At 55.9% G+C, this 917-nt stretch carries 1 protein-coding gene and 2 tRNA genes; all 3 read left to right on the top strand.

Annotation, left to right across the window (positions count from 1 at the left end):
* The first annotated feature begins 102 nt into the window (after window positions 1-102).
* Window positions 103-176, top strand: a tRNA-Gly gene (locus tag ABDB84_RS19190).
* Between the two features lie 68 nt (window positions 177-244).
* Window positions 245-319 (top strand) — tRNA-Thr (locus tag ABDB84_RS19195).
* A gap of 56 nt (window positions 320-375) precedes the next feature.
* Window positions 376-917, top strand: a 542-nt coding sequence (locus tag ABDB84_RS19200) for a GTP-binding protein (RefSeq protein WP_345921398.1), incomplete at its 3' end; no start/stop codon positions are given.

Below are 917 nucleotides of genomic sequence, written 5' to 3' on the forward strand. Positions count from 1 at the left end.
GCCTTGCGGCTTGGTTTATGAGCGAAATTCAAGATTTGAACGCAAAGATTTTGGTTTTACCGTTGCGGTTGGTTGGTAATCGAAGCGGGTGGATCGTTTTGTGCGGGTGTAGCTCAATGGTAGAGCTGAAGCCTTCCAAGCTTAAGACGAGGGTTCGATTCCCTTCACCCGCTCCAGGTGGTTTTTGCGGTTTGTCGCTGGGCTAGTGTCTGGCGTCAGAGTGTTGTGAGCGAAGAGTTAATCGGCCCATGTAGCTCAGTGGCAGAGCACTCCCTTGGTAAGGGAGAGGTCGCGTGTTCAATCCACGCCATGGGCACCACGTTTTATTTTTTGTTTTCAATCCATATTCTCAGTTGGAATTGATTGGAGTAAGGCATGGCCAAGGAAAAGTTTGAGCGGACGAAGCCGCACGTGAACGTGGGCACGATTGGTCACGTTGACCATGGTAAGACGACGCTGACGGCAGCGATCACGACGGTGCTGGCATCGAAGTTCGGTGGCGCCGCCAAGGCGTACGACCAGATCGACGCAGCGCCGGAAGAAAAGGCGCGTGGTATCACGATCAACACCGCACACGTTGAATACGAAACCGCGAATCGTCACTACGCCCACGTGGATTGCCCGGGTCACGCTGACTACGTCAAGAACATGATTACCGGTGCGGCCCAGATGGACGGCGCAATCCTGGTCTGTTCGGCCGCTGACGGCCCCATGCCGCAAACGCGCGAGCACATCTTGCTGGCCCGTCAGGTCGGCGTGCCTTACATCATCGTGTTCCTGAACAAGTGCGACATGGTGGATGATGCCGAGCTGCTGGAGCTGGTCGAAATGGAAGTGCGCGAGCTGCTCTCCAAGTACGACTTCCCGGGCGATGACATCCCCATGGTCAAGGGTTCGGCGCTGAAGGCGCTCGAAGG

Origin of the sequence: Uliginosibacterium sediminicola (assembly GCF_039631295.1) — a bacterium.
Lineage (GTDB): Bacteria > Pseudomonadota > Gammaproteobacteria > Burkholderiales > Rhodocyclaceae > Viridibacterium > Viridibacterium sediminicola.